Genomic DNA, 20845 nt, shown 5'->3' with positions numbered 1-20845 from the left:
CGCCCCGCCGCGCGCAGAGCCCGGTACGGCGAAGAGCTGGCGGACGGATCCCCGCCGAGGGGCGTGCCAGCACCATGTGCGGCTCTCGGCATTGGGCGGGAAGGCCGGGCACGGCTTGGCCCGGCCGGACCGGGCGACTGACTCCTTGCCCTCCCACGAGAGCGCACCGGCAACAACATGCATCGCGTTCGCACGGTCAGTAGCGGCAGGCTCTGTGCCGTTGGTAAGGGGCTTCTTGAGTCGGAGTCCGGCGACCGCGTCCGGTACGGCCGTTACTCACCGCAGTCCGATGTTCTCGAGGACGGGCCAGCGACCGGCGTACGAAGGTGCCCAGGCCCGGCCGTGGCTCGACCAGGCCCTCGCGTTCCAGCTCCCGGTACGCCTTCAGCGTGGTGTTCGGGTTGACCGCGTCTCGGCGACTTCCTTGGCCGTCGGCAGCCGGTCCCCCGGGACCAGTTCGCCCTGGCGTAGGGCCTGCTTGGTCTGCAGGGCGATCTGCTGATAGGCGGGACCCCGCTCCGCTTGTCGATGCGGAACTCCAAGATCACCATCACCATTCCACTGCTTAATCAGTGGAATGGTGATGGAGGGCGGCGAGGGAAGCCGTCCACGAGGGTCAGAGCGGAGGGACCTGGTGGCCGGTCACTTCACCCGGACGATGTCCCCGCTGCCCGGCAAGCAGCTGGGGATGTCCTTGACGACCGACACGGCGAGGACGGCCATGCGTCCGTCCGGGGCGAATCCGGCGGTCAGCAGCAGGTGGCCGTTGTCCGGGAAGCCGTCCGGGTCGATCCGGATGGAGTTCGGCGGGTCGCCCTTCTCGGCCCCGCGCAGCCCGGTCGACGCGCCCGGAATGACCTCGGGCCGAGGCTCGGTGCAGGAGGCGCTGGGTTCCAGGGCTGTTGCCGGTACGCCGAGCTCGTCCAGCGCCTTCTGGAAGCCTTCCAGGCCGTCGCGGCTGTCGAGGCGCAGGAGCAGGGTGCCGTCGCTCTCCTTGGTGACCGCGTACGCGGACGAGCCGATCGTCTGCGCCCCCTGACCCGGGAGGGACAAGACCGGCAGGGCCACCGCGGCGGCCACGCCGGCGGCGACACCGGCGACGGCGAGGGGCAGCCGCAGGCGCGCGGGCCGGGTCCGTCGCGGGGCGGGCCGGGCCTCGGCGGCGACGGACGTCAGGAGGGCGAGGGATTCGAGTTCGTCGCCGAGGCGCTGCTGGAATCCGGTGGGGTGGGGGGTGTTGAGGGTGCTGGTCACGGCGTGGTCTCCAGGGTGGTTTCGGGGCGGCAGGTGGTGGGCGACGGCGTCGATACGGGGGCGGGTGGCCGCCGCACGGCGGGTGACGCGGCGGGGACGGCCGCCGGCGGTGGCGCGGCGGGAACGGCGCGCAGGATCCGGCGGGCGCGGTGCAGTCGTACGCGTACGGTGGCCAGGCTGATGCCGAGGGCCGCGGCGGCCTCGCGGGGCGTCAGGCCGTCGACTGCAACGAGGTCGACGACCTCCCGCAGTGGTTTGCTGAGTGCGCGGTGCCGGACGGCCTGTTCCCGGGCCGCGCGTTCCGCGTCGATGCGTTCTTCCAGGGCCGCGATGTCCTCTTCGTCCAGCAGGCGGCGCCCGTTCAGCCGGGCGACCGCGTCGCGCTCGCGCGCGTTGCTGCGGAAGTGCCCGGACAGGACGTTGCGCGCGATTCCGTACAGCCAGGCCCTGGGCGCCCCTCGGCGGGGATCGAAGCTGTCGGCCGCCTCCAGCGCGGCCAGGAAGACGTCGGCCGTGAGGTCCGCGGCGAGATGCGGGTCGGTGACACGACGCGTCACGAAACCCAGCAGGGCGTCGAAGTTCTCGTCGCAGAAGGCCCGGAAGGCCGCCGGGTCGGTGCGGGCGGGGGCGGTCGGCTCTGGATCGTGCCGGCCGGGGCTGGGATGTCGGTCGGGTCGGGGCACCCGTTCCTCCAAGGAGTCCATGAGGTGCAAGGGGGCTGGGACGGTCGCCCGTACCGGCCTGTCACCCTTGTCTTGGCCGCCGGCCCGCCGAGTGTTACATCCGGCTCCTGAGGCGGCTCAGCAAGTCCGCGTCGCCCATGACGACAACCGGGCACAGTTCCGGGTCGAGGGCCCGCAGCAGTGCCTTCATGTCCTGTTCCGCGATGAGATCGCTGCCAGCGTGTCTGCAGTCGACCGCGCGCAGCATTCTCGTGCCGGTCCGGTGCCTCGCGCTCTACCTCAGTCAGCAGACCGTGCAATCCCCGTTCCTCAAGCCAGCGCACCGGACCCTCTGCGATCAGCTCCGCCACGTGTCCCGCGAACAGCCTGCAGATCGGTCATCGAAGGGAACAGGCGTAGCGAGCATGCCCGATCAGTTCCCGCAGATTTTCGATCTCTTCTGTTATCAGATCGGTCTGTCTCGTATCAGATGTCACTAGGAGAGTGTCAGGTCCGTGGTGATGGCTTCCCAGAGCGCGTCGAACCACTTCTGTGACTCGTCCACGAACACCGAGTCCCGGTGCCCCCGCTCGCCGCTCGAAGGAGAAGTGGAGAGAGTCGTGTGGCGGATGGAGGCGGCGAGCCATGGCGCGTTCCGGTAAGCCGTGTTCAGGGCGCTGGTGTGCTCCTCGATGAGGCGCCGCGCCATCGGCTCGTCCTCGCTGCTGCAGTTCTCGTACAGCACCGTCCAGGACCTGCTGTCGTCCGGCTGCAGCGGCGGCCGCTGCCGCCTGCGTCGGCGTAGCCCAGAACTGCCTGAACCGCAGGTCTTCCTCGCCCGTGCGGCCCCCCGTCCAGCGCGCGGAACGACCGCACGCGCGCTGGACGGGAGGCAGCCGTGACTGACAGCACCGCCCCCGCGCTCATCGCCCTCGGCCTCGCCCCGATCGAGGATGGTGGAAGGTGATCGCTTTTTCCGAGCAGGGACAGCTCAAGAGCCGAGCCTTTCTGCTGACACAGAATCTCAACCAGCTCGAGGCCCTGGATCTCGATGAATTCCGCGTGTACCAGGTCGCCTTGAGCGAGGTGGAGAGCCGAGGCCGCTTCCGCTTCCCCGCCGTCCTGCGCAAGGCAGACACGCTTGCGGTGCCCGAGGCCCTCGCAGACCGGAAGCCTCTCGGGAGCCTGTCCGACATCGACTGGCACTAGGAGGGTCGCGGACTGGCGCGGTGGCTGACGCTCCGTCCAGTCTGTGCCTCTTCACTCCGTGCGCTTACCGACATCGTTCACTGACCGGCATGCGCCATCGCCCTGTGCACGCTTCCAGTGAGGCGGTAGAGCCTGAACTGGGTGATCCACCCGTAGGCGTATCGGATGTACAGGAGCGGTTCTGCACAAGGGCGTTGGTTTCGAGGCGATCCGTGGGCGCGCGTAACACTCCTGGCTTACAGGGCGCTGTAAGAGTTGACCCGACTTATGAGGGTCAGCAGGCCCGCTGTCTAGGAAGAACGCGGACCTCGCGCGCAGGGTCAGGCTGGTCCCCCCGTGCTGGCCTGCCCCTGCGCGCTGCTTTGTTCTCACCAGATGTTGCTGGGGCAGGAGCAATGGACCTTCTGCTTTGGTGTTTGCGATTCTCCGGGCACCGATGCATGTTGCGGCCATGCGTTGTTCCGCAATGAGCGGTCCGCACCAGGGCGATACCGGGACGTGGCCACCCAGGTCGATCTGTACGCGGCGATTCGCCGTGATGTCCATGCGGGCTTGTCGAACCGGGCCCTGCAGCTCGCTGGGGCGCCCTCGGCGTTCGCCGGTGCGGCCGGCCGCCATAACCGCACCCGCATGCAGCTGTGGCGGCCGCTTCTCAGCCTCCAAGGGTGAAGGTGTGCCAGTGGATGCCGTCGGCGGAGACCTCGTACGAGCCCTGGCCGAGGCTGCCGAGATAGCCGATCGGGGTCCGAGACGGTGCTCCGGGCGGGCCTGCGTCGGCTGTCCTGCGGAAGCTGCGGCCGCCGTCCGTGCTGCGGTAGACGCCGCTCTCGCCATGTATCGTCAGGCTCCCGTCCGTGGCGGCCACGGGGTCCCCGAGGATGGACAAAGGCTCGTGTCCGGGGCGGTATGTCCACACGCGCGCCCAGCTGCGGCCACCGTCCGTGCTCCGGTAGAGCGCCCGCAGGCCGTTCTTGACCTCTTCCTCCTCCGGTAGCTGTCCGGGCTCGGCCGCGTAGAGGGCGTCCTGTCCCTCGACGACCTGGAGCCCCCAGCCGGGAGTCGTCGCCTTCGGGCCGGGCAGCTTGCTGGCCCTCCAGGTGCGTCCCTGGTCGTGCGAGACGGCGAGCGCCGATGCGCCGGTCCTGGCGTCCAGGCCCGAGGCCCACAGCGCACCGCTGTTCGACGAGCCCGCGGGGAGCACCACCCCGGCCAGCGGAGGCTGCGCGGCCAGCGCCTTGCGCCGGCCGCTGTCCGGCATCGTCACGACGAGTCGGCTACGGCCGCACCCTCCCTGCTCCTCCGCCTTCAGGCAGTCCCAGGTGAGCTGGGCCGATTCCGGCACGGCCCGCACGGTGCCGGTAACCCGCGTCGTGCCGCTCTTCCAGGTCCTGGCGCCGTCGTCGGTGAACCAGGTGCGGTCTGGGTTCCTGCCCGTCCCCGCGGTGATCGACGCCCGGCCCGGGCCCAGTGCGAAGATATCGGCGGTGAAGCCGTCACCACCACTCGGATCGGGCAGCGGAGACGTGCCCAACCGCCACTTTCCGTCCTCCAGGACCGCCACATGCTGTCGGCAGGCGTGGTCGTCGTCAGTGCTCGCCTCGGTCTCCTGGCCCGTGCATCCCCCCATCACGGCGAATCCGCTGTGCTCGTCGGCGAACGCCACGGACACGGCCCGCCCTGGCAGTTCAGGCGCCGAGGGAATGCCCGGCGGAGAAAGCGACGGTACGGCAGCCGAATGGGACGACGGACGCTTCGCGGCCGGCCCGGCTGCATCGGTGTCGCATGCCGTCAGGCAAACGACGGTCGTGACGGCGACGAGAGCTGACGAGCTGTTCAGGCGCATGGGCTCCCCTATGGCTGCGGCGAGCCCGCCCCTCGGCCCCGCTCACTTTCTAGACACCGCAGCCCCCCGGGAGGTTCCCACCCTGGACTCAGAACAACGCCTCGCTCCGCACGGGTCGACAAGATCACGACGGTGGCCGGCTGATCAGGCGTGTCTGATCAGCCGCGGTCACCCCGTAACCGCACTACGTCGAAGCCGCGGCCGTTGTCGCAGCTCCACAGCACCGGTGCTTCGGGCCCGGGCAGCAGGGCCGCTCCGCCATCGGCGTGCGGCGGGCGGTCCAGGAAGTCCGCGGCCGTGTCGCCCACGATCCGGCACGGGGAGGACCACAACCGGTGCCCGAGGACCGCCCGAAGCCCCACTGACTGCGGATCCGAAGGACGGCCTGCCCCGCAGTGGTGCCACTTCTCATCAACATTTCGGGGCTCTGTGATCGATAAGTGGTGACTGAACTCATCGACAAGCGGTGTCCGCTCTCGGTTATGAAGCCAGGTGGCCGAGGGCTCCACGTTCGACTACGGCCCGGCGCTGGGCGGCGCCGGGGGCTGCACTGTGCCCGGGGCGTTGCCAGGAGGCTGCGACTGTTGGAAGCGCCCGCTGGGCGGGGAAGGCGTGATGTGCTGCTCTTCCACCGTGCCGCGGGTTCCCCACCAAAGCACGGTCAGGAGGCCGACGGCACACACAGTGCCGATGACCAGCACGATCGGTGGGCGTGTCCGCGATCTGATCAGGCGCAGGCAGAGCCAGTCGGCGCATGCCCCCGCGAAGATGATGATCAGCGGGGTGAGCCCGCCATGCTTGTATGTGATCAACAGTGCGTCGGGATGGGCGAGCAACAACACGAGCGCCGCGTAGACGGCGCCGAGCGCCACGATGACCTTGCATGCCCCTTCCAGCAGGCGCGGTACGAGGCAGCTGCTGTGCATGTCGCCCCCCTCCCCGCGGCCTACCGTCCAGAGATCGTCAGCCGGCCCCGATGCGCCCCCGACCCGTGCAGGCTACGGCGTTTGTAATACCAGTGGGGCCAGATCAACTTGGCACATCGGCGGGGCCACAACTCATTGGTGCAGTGGAGCCCAAACAAGTGCGTATAGACAGACGGGGACTTCACCTGCCGGGGTGGTGGCGATGGAGACAGAGACGACCTCCGCCGTGACGGGCGATGCGCCCCGCTTGCCGTAGACCGACATCGACAGGTCCGGCGCGGTCGGCTGGGTGCGGGCGGTGGGCGCCTCGGCGGCTACCAGGTCCGCGACGGCGCGCCATGCGATGCCCTTGGCGGCTGTCTGGCCGCAGCGGGTGACGGTGGTGCCGTCCCCCCAGCGGTAGCCCCGGGCGGTGAGCCGCCACACGCAGCGCAGGGCGGTTTCCCCGGCCTTCTGGCGAGCGGTGAGCAGCAGCGCGCAGTGTCCGGGCCGCGTCTCGACGGTGGCGGCCCATTCCGCCGCCTCGGCCTGGGCGGTGAGGCGGGCCAGGTTGCGGGGCTGATGGTCTGCGGAGGAGTGTCACTTGCTGATCGTCGTATGGATGTCAGTGGAAAGTGTGTGGTGACCAGGGAAGTTGTACTGACGGGCTGTGTTCATCAGCTATGACATGACTGACGAAAGCCCATGTCATCCTCATGCAGACCGCTATAGGGCCGGCAGAACGGCAGTCACATCCAACACGATGCCCGGTGCGGCACGTCACGTTTCCATGGTGGTGCGGTTGTTGATGTGCCGGATGGTGTCTGCGGCCGTACCGCCGAGGACGGTGTGGTCGCGGTAGGCGGCGAGCAGGGGGAGGGAAGAGCGGTCTCCTACGCGGGCGAGCAGGCCTATCACGGTGGCGGTGCGGTTGTTGGCTTGGGGGCGCGGGAAGAGTGAGGTCAGGCGATCCGGAGCGCTCAGGCCGTGGTGCAGAACTGTGCGGGCCTGGGCGGGGAAAGCGTCGATGGTCGATGCGGCAGCGGACCGCCTCGGCGGCCTGCCGGTCCGAGAGGTCGAGCAGGAACTGCAGCACACAGACAGTGGCCAGTTGGGCGGGCGAGAGGCCCGGGCGCCCATCGCGCGGGTACGAGATTCAGTCGCTGAGGACCACAGTGGCTACTCCAGGTAGTCGTCGACCAGGGCGTGCCCGGGCGATGCCGCGGGGTTCCCCGCGGCATCGACACGTCGTACAACTGCGGCTGCCAGGCCATCCGAGCTCCTCGACGGGAGCGACCATCCTGACCGGGAACACGAGATCGCGGAAGAGTTGTCACCCACATAACCGCCGAAGAAGCGGAAGGCTTCCGCATGCGTGAGGGTCCAGGCGTGCTGGTCCATGTGCACCACCGGGCGGACGAGCATGTGCCGTGTGGCGGGAAGCACCATCATGAACGCCTGAGTCCGGTGCCGCTTTCCGGTGCTTGGGTTGTTCCACTGTCCCAGGAAGCCGTAGTCGATCTGGGCTTCCGAGGCCGGCTCGACATCATCGCGCAGTACCGTGACCTTCGAGCGGGCCGCCTCGTCGGGCAGGTTGTCGTGGACGCAGCGGCGGGACGTCGACAAGGACACCTGGTGGGCTTTCGGCCGCTGGACAGGGGCTCAGACACGCGAGTGGTGCATGGCACCACGCTGTGTGCGAGGTCATACGGCGGGGACAGCGTGGTGAGCTGGTCAGGTGGCGAGGCCGGCCTTCAAAGCGGCCGCGATCTGGATCACCCGTTCTGCCTGGTGACGGGCGGCGTTGCGGGTCTGCTCGCCGACGGGGTTATTGCCTTGGGCGTCGGTGTGCGAGGTGCCGTAGGGGTTGCCGTCGATGAACTTCACGGCGTTGGTGTAGCCGGGGGAGGCGATCAGACCGCCGAAGTGGTGAATTGAGTTGTACAGGGCCAGCAGCGTGGACTCCTGTCCACCGTGGGCTGTGGCGGTGGTGACGAAGCCGCTGTACACCTTGTTCGCGAGCTTGCCCTGCGCCCACAGGCCGCCGAGTGTGTCGATGAATTGCTTGAGCTGGGAGGAGATGTTGCCGAAGCGGGTCGGAGAGCCGAAGATCACGGCGTCCGCCCACTCGACGTCGGCGGGGGTGGCCACCGGGATGCCGGCGCTGGCGGCGGCGTGCGCGGCCCAGGCCTCGTTGGAGGCGATGGCGGCCTCGGGGGCGAGTTCGGCGGCCTTGAGCAGGCGGACCTCGGCACCGGCCTTCTGGGCGGTTTGGGCGATCTCCTGGGCGATCTCGGCGCTGAAGCCCGTGGACGAGTAGTAGATGACCGCGAGCTTGACGGGGGTGGACACAGTTGTACTCCGATTTGCTTGAAGGTGATGGTGAAGTGGGCGTATGAAGCCCGGGTGATGGTCTTGCCTGACCAGTGCCGTGAGCCGCACACCGGACGTGGTGGTTCGGATCTGAAGCGGCGGCCTGTGACGCCTGGTTGCCCACAACCGGCATGAACGGGTTCGTCGGTGCTGCTGCGTATCGGCACAGCTGGGTGGCGCGGGAAGCGCTGCCGCTGGTCGGGAAGACCCTGGTAGTCGGCCCTGGCCGGCGATCTGCCCACCGTCGACGCGGCCTCGCTGCCGGTGACGAATCGAGAGTCGTTGCAGGCGAAGAAGAGCACCGTGTGGGCGACGTCATCGGGCTCGCCGACCCGTCCGAGTGCGATGTTGCTTGTGTCGAAGGTGACGCCCTCGGTCATCGGCGAGCGGGTCTGCCCCGGGTGGTCTGCGTTCACTCCGATCTTGTAGGCGCCCGGTTCCAGTGCGGCGGTCTTGGTCAGTGCGCGGACCCGCACGTGGAGACCGCGTAACCGGACATCCGCGGCGGCGAAGGCGCGAAGTTTGGGCAGGACCGCTTCCTGGACTTCCCAGAGGAGTGGGGCGCCGAATATCCGGCGATCGTGCGGCTTTGCGAGAACGCCTGGGCGGAGTTCGTGCCGTTCCTCCAGTTCGACACGGAGATCCGACCCCTGGCCCAGGCCGGCACCCGGCTCCGCAGCACTCAAGCGACTGCCACTGCAGTGTCTTCGTGAACGCCTTGTGCTTGGTCCGCGGTATCTGCGCCAGCCGGTCGGGGTCGATCACGGCGAGGGGCGCCCGCAGGGTCCGAGTGCGGGGCCCGGGAAGGCCGTGGACGGTCCGGTCCGGCTCACGGTGAGTGTTCGGGCGCCTCGGGCTGCCGCAGTGCCGAGGTCTTGTCGTCCAGTGGCCAGCGGTGGCAGACCGCCACGTGCAGGATCACGCCGAACGCCAATGCGTTGATGCTTGCATGTCCCACCCACGCCTCAGCGTGGGAGGTCGACCAGGTGAGCGTGTTGGCGTAGGCGAGCAGCCCGGTACCGAGCCCGGCTCCCACCGCCACGGTGACGGCAAGGGTGGCCACGCGTTCCCAGGCGGCGGACAGATAGGGGCGCAACGCCCCTTCGAAGAGCATGCCGACAAGCACCCCGGCGGCACTGAAGCTGGTGGCGGCCGCCAGGATGGCGGGCGGCTCCACCCCGCCCGCGCCGTAGGCGAGCGCGTAGGTGAGCGCCGCGCCACCGAGCACCAGCACGTTCCCCACGACGATCCGAAGCCATCGCTTCCGCAATGCGTTCATGGGCCAACCACGCCAGACGATGAACAGCCATACCTGCCACGAACCGCACACGGCGAGCGCAACGGAGATGTCCTCCCGGGAGAACGGCCCGCTCTGGCTGAACAGGCCGGAGTCCGGCGGGGCGGGAAAGTCGTAGGCGAGGTACTGCACCAGGAGGGCGACGGCCCAGGACAGCGCCAGTGCCGCGATCCCGCCGGCGAGCCGCGGCAGTCGCTTGAGCGGCCAGCCCTCGAAGGCAAGGGTCAGTTGCAGGATCGCCGTGAAGGCGGTCAGTCCCAGGGGCAGCGAGGCGGGATACAGCGGGGAGTGACCAGGCCCCGGAGTCGGATCGAAGATACCGGCGGCGTCGACGTGACCGATCACCCGCTGCGCCGCCACCGCCAGGGCGATGCCCGCTGCCGCGATCAGGAGTGTGTCCACGCATGCTGACCACTTGGGACGCAGGCTGGAACCCGGCCAGTCCTCCCACCAGAAGGCGATCACCGTCAGGGGCGGCAGCGCGAATGTGACGAGGGGCGAGAGGACGACAACCGAGTCCTCCGCGCCACCCAGCCCGAACGCGAACAGCAAGGCGACCGGAACGACCACCAGGAGGCCCGCCACGCCGAGGCGGGGCTGCGTGCCTATGCGGGCACGTTCGGTATCGAGAAATGCTGTGGCGTGCCGGTGCGCCGGAGTCGTCATCGTCGGCTGGTCCGGCAGCTTGCCGAACTGAGTACGGGACGTGGACATCAGTTGTTTGTCGGGCATGGCCCCTCCCTCTTTTTTCATGAATGTGGTGGCATTGCCGCAACCACGGCGCGGCAGTCCTTGGGACATCGGTCATCTGACGGGATGCGTAAAGCCCGACCAGTCGGCCGGTTTCACCATGCGGCGCACTGGATCTGTCATATGACGCCGCAGGAGACAGCCGCGGTGGCATGGTGAATGCGCGTGTCCGTCCTTGTCAGGGGCAGGCCCGAGCTGCCGTGGCGATCGGCGACGGGTTCGGCGTCTCCTCGAAGGTGCCTTCCACCCCGTAGCCGGCGTTGTTGACGGGCACGTCGGGACTTATCTCGTGCTCGATCGCCGCAACGGTCGGCGCGACGCTGTCGGTGTCGGTGTCGGTGACGTCGAGTGGGCGGGCGTGGGCATGGCCCGCAGCGGGCTGTTCGAAAGGCGGCGACCTGGTCCGGGTTGCGGACGGTGCCGACGACGGTGTGGCCGGCCTCGAGGGCGGCGGTGGCGCACGCGCGGCCGAGGCCACTGCTCACGCCGGTGATGAGGAACGTGCGGACATCTTCTCCCCGTTGGGATCACGGGATGTCGGATGGCGGAGCATCTCCGGCCGTCAGGAGAGCGAACCCCTTGCCGGCCACCGCTGTGCGCAACGGCCCGTGATTGTCACAGCGGGTGTCACAGCTTCAGACCGCGGCGGCGAGCGCCTCGAAGTCCTCATCGGACAGTTGAACGGATGCGGCCGTGATGTTGTCCTCCAGGTGCGCGATTGATGAGGTGCCGGGGATCGGCAGCATGACGGGCGAGCGCTTCAACAGCCAGGCGAGGGCGAGCTGGCCGGGGGTGTGCCCGGTGCGCTCGGCGATCTCTGCCAGGGGTCCGCCGTGCGCCGCGAGGGCGCCGGTCGCGAGCGGGTACCACGGGATGAACCCGATGCCGTTGGCTGTCGAGTAGTCGAGGAGCTCCTCCGCCGAGCGGTTGGCCACGTTGTACAGGTTCTGCACGGTCGCGATCGGCGCCACCTTCTGCGCCGCTCGGACGTCGGCGACGCTGACCTCGGACAGTCCGATGTGGCGGATCTTGCCCTCGTCCTGCAGCTTCTTCAGCTCGCCCACCTGGTCCTCGAGCGCCACCGTACGGTCGATGCGGTGCAGCTGGAACAGATCGATGCGCTCCACACCCAGGTGCCGCATGCTCAGCTCGGCCTGCTGACGCAGGTACTCGGGGCGGCCGAGCGGGGTCCACAGGTCCGGGCCCTGCCGGGTCAGTCCCGCCTTCGTGGCGATGACGAGGTCGTCCCGGTACGGGTGCAGCGCCTTCTTGATGAGCTGCTCGGCCACGAACGGTCCATAGCTGTCGGCCGTGTCGATGAAGCCCACGCCCAGCTCGACGGCGCGCCGCAGCACACGCACCGCCTCGTCCGCGTCCTTCGGGTCGCCCCAGACACCCTTGCCGGTGAGCCGCATCGAGCCGAACCCCAGGCGGTTCACCGTCAGGTCGGCGCCGATCGTGAACGATCCCGATGCGGCGGCGGTCAATGTCGTCATGTCGTGCTCCAAATCCGATAGGTGCTCTGCTCTCGTCCCCGGGGTGGGTCAGCAGCGCTCGTCCGAGGGGGCGCTCAGGCATCGTCGAGCAGGCGCTCCACCAACAGGTCCCAGTTGGTCCTGTCCAGTTCCGTACCGGGTGGCACAAGGTCGAAGGTGCTCAGCAGCCAGCCCTCCAGCTTCGGCAGGTTCACCTCGAACAGCGCTGCCATGCCATGCGATTCAAGCCGCATGTACACCACGGACCGGGCGTAAGTCAGTGAGGGCCACAGCCTCACGTCACCTATGCCGGTGGGCCCCTGCGTGCCCTCATAGAGCAGATCACGGGAGATGACCCAGGTCACGGCAGGGCTCTCCGGAGGGTGTAGACAGACGGACACCGTCAGGGGATCGTCTGGGTCGTAATGGAACGCGGCGCGCATCGGGAGACGGATCGACGACCACAGGATGCGGTGGATATGCATGGGCAGTGAGCTGATGTGATCGACGGCGAGTTGGTCAGCCGAAATCTCCGGTTGTTTGTCGGGCATGGCGCCCCTCCCTTTCCTGAATGCGGTAGCTGCAGCGACCATGGCGTGGATCATCCCTTGGGACATCCGTCACCTGACCGGATACGTAAAGCCCCCTCTGTCACCCGTCCCGTTGGTATCGTCGGCTCCGGGTCCGCCCCGTCGCGCGCCGGGTTTCTCCGCTCGGCCAAGGCTTCGCCAAGACGTTTCTTCTGTGCATTGCGCAGTGCTGGTGCGGGGCGAGTCATCTGATGGATGCCTGCGCCCACTGGAACCGCGCGAGGCAGTCATCCCGGTGATCGACGACCGTTCAGCCCGATGCACCGAGTCCCTGGCGACGCCTGCGGATAGCTCCTGCTCGGCCTCGCCCACGAGAGAGTTGGCATGCCTGTATGTGACGACATGGCGGTCAGCCGCAGTAGGGCGGCGTTTGTCCATGGGACGGGCACCACCCTGGGTACGCCAGTACCCCCCTTCGCTGCCGCAGGGCAGACCCCGATGAGGCGCAGCACGATGCTCCGGGATTTCCTGTGCTCACGCCGTGCCCGGGTGACACCCCAGGAGGTGGGTCTGCCGCTCGGACCTGGATCACGCCGTGTGCCCGGCCTTCGGCGGGAAGAGGTGGCCGACCTCGCCGGCATCTACGTCCGCTTCGAGCAGGGCCGTTGCCCCAACGTGTCGTACGCGTGGTGGCGTCCCCGCCGCGTGGTGTAGCGATCCGGACGGTCGGGGTCCGGCTGGCCTGCGCGCGGCCGACGATCGCCGACACCGCACGGCGGTCCCCGCGCCGCTCCCCGCGGTCGGCGGCGCGCATCGCCGAGGTGTCGTGCTTGTCGCGGCTGCGACCTGCGGAGTTGCAAACTCCGCACGCCTACACCACTTCGCCGGGCGCGACCGAACGCGTTGTTGTACGCGGGCGCCAGGATTGTGCACCTCACCCCGTTCGAGCGCCTTTACTTGTACGAGATTGCCCAGAAGCCAGCCACAAAAGCTCCCACGCCTGCCGACGACCAGCGACTTAAGCGACGGATTGCGCCTGCTGCTCGAGAACTTCTCCACCCCGGCGTTCGTCCTCGGTCGGCTACTGGACCTCCTCGCCAATTGACAGGCAGGTCAGGGCCTTACCCGCGGGGCATTGAAAGTTGCACCGAAGACCGCACAGACCCGGGGATGGCGGGGGCCGTTGTTCTTACGGTCTGCGTGGCGCTGGCCGGGTTGGTGGTGGGGGCGAGCTTGCGGAGGGCGGCGTCCGATGATGAGCCTGGGATGACGCTGTAGGTGAAGAGCGCCTGGTCAGGCGCGTTCATGATGTCGAGGCGTTCGCTGTGGAGCATGATCTCGCCGGCCATGGGATGGCGGTAGCGGCGATTGCCGTTTTTGCAGACGTCGACGTCGTGGGTGTCCCAGAGACGGCGGAACTCCGCGTTCGCCCTGGCGAGCTCGTCGATCAGCGTGGCGAAGGTCGGGTCGTGCGGGTAGGGGGCCGCGTTGAGGCGCAGCATGGCGATCGCCTCGCGTGCTGCGAGGTCCCAGTCCGCGCACAGTGTGCGGCTCGCGGTGTCGAGCATCAGCCAGCGCAGGTAGTTTCCGTGGGTTTCCAGGCCGGGGTGCAGGACGCGGGCGGGTTGGTTGATGGCGAGGAGGTCGAGCAGCCGGCCGAGTACGAACGCCGGGGTGGAGAGGTTGTCGAGCAGCAGCCGCACGCCGTTGCTGATCTGCTGGGCGCCGGCAGGCGCGAGTGCGCGGGTGTACGGCGCCCGGGCGATGTCGTACAGGTAAAGGCGCTCGGTGGGGGTCAGGCGCAGAATCCTGGCGACCGAGTCCAGTAGGGCGTCCGAGACGTTGGGGCATCGGCCCTGCTCGAAGCGGACGTAGTAGTCCACGCTGATGCCGGCGAGGTGGGCGACCTCTTCTCGGCGGAGGCCTGGCACGCGGCGCAGTCCGCAGCCGGGCGGTACGCCCGCTTCCTGGGGTGTCACCCGGGCACGGCGTGAACGCAGGAAATCCCGGAGGGTCGTGTTGCGCTTCATCGGGCCCACCGTCCGGCGGCGAGGGGGGGTACTGGCCTGCCTAGGGTGGCGGCCGTCGGAGGGACGAACGCTCCCCTTCCACGCATGAACGCCGTGCCGTGAACTTCAGGCATGACAGTTCTCTCATTGGGCGAGGCCGAGCGGACGCTAGCCGCCGGTGTCGCCAAGGCAACCGAGATATCGGTCCCGGTCAACATCGCCGTCCTGGACACGGGGGCCAATCTGAAGGCCTTCGTGCGCATGGACGGAGCCCTGCTGGGCTCCATCGACGTGGCGATGGGCAAGGCCCGCACGTCGGCGCTGTTCCAGATGAACTCCGAGGCGCTGTTCGAGTTCTGCAAGCCGGGCGGCACGTCGTTCGGCCTGGAGAACAGCAACGGCGGCCTGGTGGTGTTCGCCGGCGGACGGCCATTGGTCATGGGAGGTGAGGTCGTCGGAGCGGTCGGCGTGTCCGGAGGGTCGGTGGACCAGGACGACGCGATCGCACAAGCAGCGGCCGCCGCGCTCGCCACGGTCGCGGTCGCGGTCTGAGTCAGGCACCAAAGAAACTGAAAGAAGGAAACACGAAGATGAGCAAGCGCATTTTGATCACGGGTGCGGGTTCGGGGTTCGGCGAGGGGGTGGCCATCGGCCTGGCCCAGGCCGGTCATGACGTCATCGCGACCACGCAGATCTATCCGCAGGTGACCGCCCTGCGGAACAAGGCCGCCGAGCTGGGCCTGGACAACCTGCGGGTCCAGAAGCTGGACGTCCTCGACCCCTACGACGTCGAGGCGGCGCTGAAGTTCGACATCGACGTGCTGTTCAGCAACGCCGGCATCGGCGAGGCCGGGCCGGTGAGCGAGATCCCGGTCGAGCTGCTGCGCCGCAACTTCGAGACCAACGTGTTCGCGCCGCTGTCGCTGGCCCAGAAGTTCGCCCGCAAGTGGATCGACGAGGGCCGGCCGGGCAAGGTGGTCTTCACCTCCTCGATGGGCGGGCTGTTCACCCCGGCCGGCTTCGGCCCGTACGTGTCGACCAAGCACGCGCTGGAGGCCCTCGCCGAGGCCCTCGAAGGCGAGCTGCGGCCGTTCAACATCAAGATCCAGACGGTGAACCCGGGCGCGTACCTGACCGGGTTCAACGAGACGATGACCGAGACGGCGTTCCGGTGGCTGGACGACAGCCGCAACTTCAACAAGCGGGCCGACGTGCAGGCCGGCTTCGATGCGCTCATCGGCGTCCCCGAGGGGCGGCTCGACCCGCAGGAGATGATCGACGCGATGATCGAAGTCGCGTCGAACGACAGCGGCAAGTTCCGCAACGTGGTGCCGAAGGCCGTGGAGGACATGCTCAAGGAGAGCCAGGCGGCGGCCTGGACCCACACGGTCTAGTGTCCGCCGCTTCGGTGCCGAGAGGTTACCGGCCACGGCGATGATCGGCCTGTCTGGATAGGGGGGCGATGCGAGTGCGTACGGCATGCATCACAGGGTCCTGTGGCCCGTGCGCACTCGCATCCGTGGTGTCCGCAACATGAGCTCCACAGTGTTACGCGGACCGGCGCCGGATCGACACCGTCGCTGTGGTCACAGGTCACGGAAGGCGTCACGTCCCAGCTGGTTGCGTGAGGTGATGCCCAGCTTGGCGAAGACCTTGTGCAGGTGGTACTCGACCGTGCGGGTGCTCAGGTACAGGCGGCCGGCGATCTCCTTGTTGGTCAGCCCCTCGCGGGCCAGCCTGGCGATCTGGCTCTCCTGCGGCGTGAGCTGGCCGGTGGTTTCGACGCTCCGTTTGCGAGCGGTCTCGCCGGTCGCCCGCAGCTCGCGCGCCGCCCGGTCGGCGAACGCCTCCATCCCCATGGCGGTGAACATCTCGTGGGCGGTGCGCAACTGCTCACGTGCCTGGGACCGGCGCCGCTCGCGGCGCAGCCACTCGCCGTAGACCAGGTGGGCGCGGGCCAGCTCGCCACGGATGCGGGTCGGGCCAAGCCGGTCGATCGCCTCACGGTAATGGTCCTCGGCGTCCGCGCCGCTGCTGATGAGGGCCCGTGAACGCGCCTGGACGCCCAGTGCCCAGCTCGTGCCGCTGGGGCCGGTGCGTTCGCTGAGCCGCCGGAAGGCGTCGGCGGCCCGATCGAGCGCGCCACTGCGGGCGGCCGCCTCGACCTCCTCCACCAGCGCCCAGCCCAGCGCGGCGCTGGTTTCCCGCTGCGGGTGGTCGGTTGTCTGGCGTGCGGCGACCAGCGCGTCCTCGTAGCGGCCACGGCTGTTGCACAGCAGCGCTGTGGTCCATCCGCTGACGATCAACGCGCTGCCCTCGCCCCGGCGGGTCGCCTCCGCGACGACCGTGCCCATCATCTCGTCATGGTCGGTTTGGCGGCCTTGCCCGGCCGCGGTCAGCAGGAACCCGTGAACGGGGTAGGCGATCCCGATCGCCTCGCAGACCGTCTTCACCTCTTCCAGAAGCGAAGCAGCCCTGCCCAGTTCGCCTGCGATCATGTTCACGGCGACGAGTGCAGTCAGCGCGAAGGGCAGCATGGCGGCGTCACCGCTTTCCCTGACAAGCTGGATGTGCCGGGTCGCGAGGACGTCCCAGGTCTCGTAGTCCCACACGGTCGCGGCCGTGGTACCAGCGAGCCAGAGCCAGCGCAGTCCCTGCTCCGGGGAAAGGTCCGGATCTGTGAAGGCACTCAGTGCCGGCTGCAGGCTCGGTACTCCGGCGCCGTATCCGTCGCTGATCAACGTAGTCAGGCCGTCGAGCAGCAGATCGGCGGGACGGGGAGCCCCCGTCGTTCCCGGCGCAGACAGGGCAGCCTTGGCCACTTTGAGTTGGCCGTTGTCGGCCAGCGGACCGGCGAACAGCGCCGCGTTGATCGCTTCCAGGTACGTCTCACGAGCGAGCGGCGGGTCATACGGCTGAAGCCGGCGGGCGGCCTTGAGTAGCAGCGCAAAAGAGTCCCTGCCACGGTCCATGGAGAAAGCGATCTGGGCGCGCAGCAATTCGATCCGGCCGCGCCGCCGGTCATCGACCGGGCCCGCCGCGGCGATGGACAGCAGCTTCAGTGCGTTATCCGGTGCCCCGGCCTGGTGCGTCGCCTGAGCGGCGGCCAGCGCGCGCTCGGCCCGGCGCCCGGGGTCGGGGGTGAGCGCGGCCGCCCGCTCCAGGAAAGCGGCCGCTGCGGCCAGGCCGCCGCGCGCCTGGGCGCGCGCGGCAGAGTGTTCGAGTTCGGCGGCGGTCCACTCGTCGGGCTGCGCGGTGCCGTGCGCGCGGTGCCAGGCGTGCCGGTCCGGATCGGCCTCGATGTCGGTCGCCTCCGCCAGGGCATGATGGACGCTCCTGCGCTGCTCCGGCGACGCGGCCCGGTAGACCGCCGAACGCACCAGCGGATGCCGGAAGCGCACCCGGTCCCCGACGTCGATCATGTCTTCGGCGGCGTCGGCCGCCGCGATGCCGACGCCGTCCTCGAGCAGATCGGCCGCACGCCACAGCAGCACCGGGTCGCCGAGCGGCTCGGCGGCCGCCAGCAGCAACAGCTGCCGGGTGTCGGCGGGCAGGCGCTCCAGCCGCCGCTGGAAGCTCTTTTCGATACGGCCCGATAGCGTGCGCGCGGCCGGGGCCACGAACCCGCCCGCAAGCTTGAGAGAAGGCAGGTCGCGCGGCAGTTCCAGCAACGCCAGAGGGTTGCCGCGAGCCTCGGTGATGATCTGATCGCGTACCTGATCGTCCATCTGGCCCAGGACCACCGTGCTCAGCAGCGCGTGCGCGTCGTCGTCACGCAGGCCCGCGACCTCCATCACCGGCAGCCCCGACAGACCGTCCGCCGCGTCCGCCTCGCCGGACTCGCGGACCGCGAACACGCAGGCCACCGACTCGGCGAACAGGCGGCGCGCGACGAAAGCCAGCACCTGCACCGAGGCACGGTCCAGCCACTGGGCGTCGTCGATCACGCACACCAGCGGACGGTCCTCGGCCGCCGCCGCCAGCAGGCTCAGCACGGCCAGGCTGACGAGAAAGGGGTCCGGCGCCGGCCCGGCACGCATGCCGAATGCTGTGCCGAGCGCGTCACGCTGTGGTTCGGGCAGGTCGTCCAGCCGGTCCAGCAGCGGCACGCAGAGCTGGTGCACCGCCGCGAACGCCAGCTCCATCTCCGACTGCACTCCCGCGGCGCCCACCACACGGCAGTCGGAAGCCGTCTTCGTCAGGTGCTCCAGCAGCGCGGACTTGCCCACTCCCGCCTCACCGCGCACCACCAGCGACCGGCTCTCACCTGCGCGAACCGCCGCGAGCAGCCGGTCGAGCTGCCCGCACTCGGCCTGCCGGCCCAGCAGCTGGGAGCGACACCGTTCGGCCTGGAAGCCGGGGCGGCGGGGGTGGCCCGTGGCTCTGTCACCACTGCCCACCCCGCCCGTGAACCGCGCATCGCGCCTTGACGCGCCAGGCAATTCGAAACCGCCTTTTGCTTCGGCTTGGCCGCGCGTCACCGGCCGGCCACCATGTCCCCGCGCGACAAGCGCACGGCCGCGGTGCCCGCGTCGTCCAAGGCAGTCAGCGCCTGGATCTGCTGAGTCCGCCCGATGATCACCGCAGGTCCCCGACCAGCGCGCGCCGCCACACCGCTTCAGGCAGCTGCTTCTCGTGCTTCTTGTGGCCGGGCGGCATTTCCGACGAGGCCATGCGGTCCGCGCGCGGCCGCCTCGCGCCTTCGGCCAACGCCAGCCGCGCCGACCTCCAGCGGCTCACAGTCCCGTCTCCCACCCGGACCACCTTCATCTGATGCACGAATTATTCATCAGGCGCGAGATTACAGCCAGGATTGGCCAGCTCACACCCCATATAGGTGACAAAATCCGGCAACGCTTCGGTCGCCAGTCGGGAAAGTCGGCGGCTCGGCGCATCTGACTACCGGCGTAACCTTCTGTATCGCTCTGAGTGCAGAGGGGCACCGCGCTGGATGACGCCAACCGTGTTGGCGGTCGCGGTCGCCTCCTGATCGCTGGAACTGACCGTACGAGCGACTGATGGTCGTCTACGTACGAGGACAACGAACTGTTCCCTCAAGACCGGCACGAGTGCGCCTCGGACTGACGCCGTGCCAGCTTGCGTGCGCGTTCGGACTTGCGCGGCAGGCTAGGGCCAGCACGGATGCGACCGGCATCTGGCCAACCTGACACTGGCGGCGATCAGCAACGCGCTGAGGAACGCAACACGATGAGGAACCAACCGTGCACCCACACGATCGCCGGGCTGTCGATGACCCCGAGGACAACCACAACGCGACCATCGTGCTGACCGGAGCCACGACCGGGATCGGCCGCGCCACCGCAATGGCGCTCGCCGAGCGGGCCGGCCATCTGATCCTCCACGGCCTGGAACGCCAGGACGACGTCGCGGACCTGCTGGATGCGGTGCAGACCACGATGCGTGCCGATACCCGGCTCAGCTATCTCCAGGCGGACTACAGCGACCTGGCGCAGGTGGAGCGGCTCGCCCGGCAGATCCGCGCGGCGACCGACCGGATCGACATCCTCATCAACAACGCCGCCCGGCCCGGGCCGCCGGCCCGGACGGTCAGCGGCGCCGGCCACGAGATCACTTTCCAGACCAACTACCTGGCCCCCGTCCTGTTGACGAGCAGGCTCATCGATCTGATCGGGGACGGGCGGCGGGGGCGGATCGTCAACGTCGCCTCGGCCACGCACCTTTCCGCGACGTTGCTCCTGGACGACCTCAGCCTGGCCCACCACCCGTACTCTGCGTCGACCGCGTACGCGCACTCCAAGCTGGCGCTGGTCACCTACTCCTGCTGGCTGGCGGTACATCGGCCCAGCCGGTCACTGGACGTTGTCAGCATGCACCCCGGGGTCATCTCGACCCGTCTCCTGCACGCCATGTTCTCCGTCGCCGGTGATCGGCCCGAGCACGCGGCGGCCAACCTCCGGTACGTGGCCTCGCGCCGTGACGACAACGGCGCCTACTACGACGAACGCAACCCCGCGCCGCCCAACCCGCAGGCCTCCGACCGGGCACGGCAGGACCGCCTGCACGACGCCACCTTCCACGCTCTGAACCTCTCCCCTCAAGCCCGCGTCACGAGTGAAAGGCAGCTACCGTCATGAAGTCCAACCGCCAGATCGTCGCCGACGCCTTCGCCGCATGGGCGGCCGGCACCGGATACATCGCCGACATCTTCGCCCCTGACATGCGCTGGGAGATCGTCGGCAGGTCGGCCGCCTCCAAGACCTACGACAGCGCCAAGCAGTTCGCCGAGGAGGTGTTGCAGCCCTTCGGCGCCAGGTTCAGTGCGGACGCGCCCTTTCGCCCGGTGAACATCCGCGCCGTCTACGCCGATGAAGAGCAGGACACGGTGACCGTGGTCTGGGACGGCGAAGGCACCACCATCGCCGGGACGCGGTACCGCAACACCTACGCCTGGTTCATGACCCTTGAGGACGGCAAGGTCGTCGACGGGACGGCGTTCTACGACAGCATCGCCTTCAACGAACTCTGGCAGACCGTGAGCCCCGCCCCCTGACGGGCT

20 protein-coding genes and 7 pseudogenes are annotated in these 20845 nt (G+C 68.8%); 7 read left to right on the top strand and 20 right to left on the bottom strand.

Features of this window, described 5'->3' with window-relative positions; genetic code table 11:
• Positions 1–298: 298 nt before the first annotated feature.
• The 4 genes and pseudogenes from H1D24_RS28630 to H1D24_RS28615 form a co-directional block, all read right to left on the bottom strand.
• Positions 299–551: pseudogene (locus H1D24_RS28630) on the bottom strand (GntR family transcriptional regulator); the annotation flags it as partial.
• Between the two features lie 91 nt (positions 552–642).
• Entirely contained in the window at positions 643–1254 is a 612-nt protein-coding gene (locus H1D24_RS28625) for a hypothetical protein (protein ID WP_181660598.1), read from the bottom strand.
• Positions 1251–1937 carry an RNA polymerase sigma factor gene (locus H1D24_RS28620; protein WP_309484474.1) on the bottom strand — a complete coding sequence of 229 codons (687 nt, stop codon included), beginning with the start codon at positions 1935–1937 and terminating at the stop codon, positions 1251–1253. The genes H1D24_RS28625 and H1D24_RS28620 overlap by 4 nt, the downstream gene beginning before the upstream one ends.
• A gap of 475 nt (positions 1938–2412) precedes the next feature.
• Positions 2413–2533: pseudogene (locus H1D24_RS28615) on the bottom strand (GntR family transcriptional regulator); the annotation flags it as partial.
• Between the two features lie 346 nt (positions 2534–2879).
• Between H1D24_RS28615 and H1D24_RS28610 the strand changes: the two are divergent.
• On the top strand, positions 2880–3125 hold the full coding sequence (locus H1D24_RS28610; protein WP_181660596.1) for a hypothetical protein: 246 nt from the start codon (positions 2880–2882) through the stop codon (positions 3123–3125).
• A gap of 652 nt (positions 3126–3777) precedes the next feature.
• Here the strand turns inward: H1D24_RS28610 and H1D24_RS28605 are convergent.
• From H1D24_RS28605 to H1D24_RS44170, 9 genes and pseudogenes are all read right to left on the bottom strand, one after another.
• Positions 3778–4794: a WD40/YVTN/BNR-like repeat-containing protein gene (locus H1D24_RS28605; RefSeq protein WP_181660595.1), complete on the bottom strand. Its 1017-nt coding sequence runs from the start codon at positions 4792–4794 to the stop codon at positions 3778–3780.
• A 332-nt stretch (positions 4795–5126) separates the two neighbouring features.
• Positions 5127–5276: a hypothetical protein gene (locus tag H1D24_RS28600; protein ID WP_181660594.1), complete on the bottom strand. Its 150-nt coding sequence runs from the start codon at positions 5274–5276 to the stop codon at positions 5127–5129.
• A gap of 207 nt (positions 5277–5483) precedes the next feature.
• Positions 5484–5894: a hypothetical protein gene (locus H1D24_RS28595; RefSeq protein WP_181660593.1), complete on the bottom strand. Its 411-nt coding sequence runs from the start codon at positions 5892–5894 to the stop codon at positions 5484–5486.
• Between the two features lie 132 nt (positions 5895–6026).
• Positions 6027–6320: a hypothetical protein gene (locus H1D24_RS28590; protein ID WP_181660592.1), complete on the bottom strand. Its 294-nt coding sequence runs from the start codon at positions 6318–6320 to the stop codon at positions 6027–6029.
• Positions 6321–6653: 333 nt separating this feature from the next.
• On the bottom strand, positions 6654–6791 hold the full coding sequence (locus H1D24_RS28585) for a hypothetical protein (protein WP_181660591.1): 138 nt from the start codon (positions 6789–6791) through the stop codon (positions 6654–6656).
• 112 nt (positions 6792–6903) lie between these two features.
• Positions 6904–7023 (bottom strand): annotated as a pseudogene (locus H1D24_RS28580) (transposase family protein); the annotation flags it as partial.
• 29 nt (positions 7024–7052) lie between these two features.
• Positions 7053–7499, bottom strand: coding sequence for a hypothetical protein (locus H1D24_RS28575; RefSeq protein ID WP_181660628.1), 447 nt, complete (start codon positions 7497–7499; stop codon positions 7053–7055).
• 108 nt (positions 7500–7607) lie between these two features.
• A complete protein-coding gene (wrbA, locus tag H1D24_RS28570) occupies positions 7608–8225 on the bottom strand; it encodes an NAD(P)H:quinone oxidoreductase (protein WP_181660590.1) in 618 nt (205 codons plus the stop codon).
• A gap of 284 nt (positions 8226–8509) precedes the next feature.
• Positions 8510–8722: pseudogene (locus H1D24_RS44170) on the bottom strand (SDR family oxidoreductase); the annotation flags it as partial.
• Positions 8723–8776: 54 nt separating this feature from the next.
• Between H1D24_RS44170 and H1D24_RS44405 the strand changes: the two are divergent.
• Positions 8777–8935, top strand: a pseudogene (locus H1D24_RS44405) (transposase); the annotation flags it as partial.
• A 140-nt stretch (positions 8936–9075) separates the two neighbouring features.
• On the opposite strand, the gene H1D24_RS28560 reads toward H1D24_RS44405, so the two are convergent.
• The 4 genes and pseudogenes from H1D24_RS28560 to H1D24_RS28550 form a co-directional block, all read right to left on the bottom strand.
• Positions 9076–10275 carry a hypothetical protein gene (locus H1D24_RS28560; RefSeq protein ID WP_181660589.1) on the bottom strand — a complete coding sequence of 400 codons (1200 nt, stop codon included), beginning with the start codon at positions 10273–10275 and terminating at the stop codon, positions 9076–9078.
• Positions 10276–10513: 238 nt separating this feature from the next.
• Positions 10514–10787: pseudogene (locus H1D24_RS42740) on the bottom strand (SDR family NAD(P)-dependent oxidoreductase); the annotation flags it as partial.
• Positions 10788–10928: 141 nt separating this feature from the next.
• Entirely contained in the window at positions 10929–11789 is an 861-nt protein-coding gene (locus H1D24_RS28555) for an aldo/keto reductase (RefSeq protein ID WP_181660588.1), read from the bottom strand.
• 74 nt (positions 11790–11863) lie between these two features.
• Positions 11864–12319, bottom strand: coding sequence for an SsgA family sporulation/cell division regulator (locus tag H1D24_RS28550; RefSeq protein WP_181660587.1), 456 nt, complete (start codon positions 12317–12319; stop codon positions 11864–11866).
• Positions 12320–12796: 477 nt separating this feature from the next.
• Between H1D24_RS28550 and H1D24_RS28545 the strand changes: the two are divergent.
• Positions 12797–12985: pseudogene (locus tag H1D24_RS28545) on the top strand (transcriptional regulator); the annotation flags it as partial.
• Between the two features lie 434 nt (positions 12986–13419).
• Here H1D24_RS28545 and H1D24_RS28540 read toward each other — a convergent pair.
• Positions 13420–14328 carry a helix-turn-helix transcriptional regulator gene (locus tag H1D24_RS28540; RefSeq protein ID WP_181660586.1) on the bottom strand — a complete coding sequence of 303 codons (909 nt, stop codon included), beginning with the start codon at positions 14326–14328 and terminating at the stop codon, positions 13420–13422.
• A gap of 111 nt (positions 14329–14439) precedes the next feature.
• On the opposite strand from H1D24_RS28540, the gene H1D24_RS28535 reads away from it, so the two are divergent.
• Both H1D24_RS28535 and H1D24_RS28530 read left to right on the top strand, forming a co-directional pair.
• Positions 14440–14859 carry a GlcG/HbpS family heme-binding protein gene (locus H1D24_RS28535; RefSeq protein WP_181660585.1) on the top strand — a complete coding sequence of 140 codons (420 nt, stop codon included), beginning with the start codon at positions 14440–14442 and terminating at the stop codon, positions 14857–14859.
• Positions 14860–14897: 38 nt separating this feature from the next.
• Positions 14898–15701, top strand: a complete 804-nt coding sequence (locus H1D24_RS28530) for an SDR family oxidoreductase (protein ID WP_181660584.1) — start codon at positions 14898–14900, stop codon at positions 15699–15701.
• Between the two features lie 192 nt (positions 15702–15893).
• Here H1D24_RS28530 and H1D24_RS28525 read toward each other — a convergent pair whose 3' ends face one another.
• Together H1D24_RS28525 and H1D24_RS28520 are read right to left on the bottom strand one after the other, a co-directional pair.
• Positions 15894–18707 (bottom strand): helix-turn-helix transcriptional regulator, encoded by a 2814-nt coding sequence (locus H1D24_RS28525; RefSeq protein ID WP_309484473.1) that lies wholly within the window; start codon positions 18705–18707, stop codon positions 15894–15896.
• Positions 18708–18885: 178 nt separating this feature from the next.
• A complete protein-coding gene (locus tag H1D24_RS28520) occupies positions 18886–19062 on the bottom strand; it encodes a hypothetical protein (RefSeq protein ID WP_181660583.1) in 177 nt (58 codons plus the stop codon).
• Positions 19063–19529: 467 nt separating this feature from the next.
• Between H1D24_RS28520 and H1D24_RS28515 the strand changes: the two genes are divergently transcribed.
• Both H1D24_RS28515 and H1D24_RS28510 read left to right on the top strand, forming a co-directional pair.
• Positions 19530–20423, top strand: coding sequence for an SDR family NAD(P)-dependent oxidoreductase (locus H1D24_RS28515; RefSeq protein ID WP_181660582.1), 894 nt, complete (start codon positions 19530–19532; stop codon positions 20421–20423).
• Entirely contained in the window at positions 20420–20839 is a 420-nt protein-coding gene (locus H1D24_RS28510) for a nuclear transport factor 2 family protein (protein WP_181660581.1), read from the top strand. The genes H1D24_RS28515 and H1D24_RS28510 overlap by 4 nt, the downstream gene beginning before the upstream one ends.
• Positions 20840–20845: the final 6 nt, after the last annotated feature.

It is taken from the genome of Streptomyces himalayensis subsp. himalayensis, from assembly GCF_013778455.1.
Lineage (GTDB): Bacteria > Actinomycetota > Actinomycetes > Streptomycetales > Streptomycetaceae > Streptomyces > Streptomyces himalayensis.
This window is presented reverse-complemented; position numbering and strand designations above follow the sequence as displayed.